The sequence below is a fragment of the Pseudomonas sp. HY2-MNA-CIBAN-0224 genome (assembly GCF_040310285.1).
In the GTDB taxonomy this organism is placed as follows: Bacteria; Pseudomonadota; Gammaproteobacteria; order Pseudomonadales; family Pseudomonadaceae; genus Aquipseudomonas; species Aquipseudomonas helleri.
In genome coordinates, this window is record NZ_JBEOPQ010000172.1 from 1 (window position 1) to 462 (window position 462).

Here is a 462-nt window from a genome sequence, read left to right on the forward strand (position 1 = left end):
GCACATTTCTGTTAAATGGCGGTCGGCGGCCTTTGATATTAGCAAAGCGCTCTCCTATGCCAGCGCTTTGATGTTGCTCTGCGTTTCGGTATATTTTATCGCCGCTGAATATGGGGGTAGCCCTGATAGCTTTGGCAGCCTTGATAGTTATGGCGACACCTTTAGCTATAATTACTACCTTGCACAAGGGTTACTGACGCTCACCAACCTTTATGCGGCTTTGCTTATCCTTAAGCGCTATCAAGTCAAACTGCTATCAGCAGCAGGGTTCATCATTATTTTCGCCATTGCTATATTGGGCGTTATGTCGATCTATGTCTCAGGATTGCTGACGACCAGCCTTATCATCGTCATCGCGGTTGCCAACAGTCAGCGCGTGCTATTAGGGCTAGGTATTACAGCATTAGTCGGCTATATATTTTGGTATTACTATCAGCTCGATACCTCTTTATTGATCAAATC

The 462-nt window shown here is 45.5% G+C and carries 1 protein-coding gene; it reads left to right on the plus strand.

All coding sequences use genetic code 11. From position 1 onward, the window contains the following. A partial coding sequence (locus tag AAEZ03_RS25890; protein ID WP_350582582.1) for a DUF4401 domain-containing protein occupies positions 1–462 on the plus strand: 462 nt, incomplete at both ends.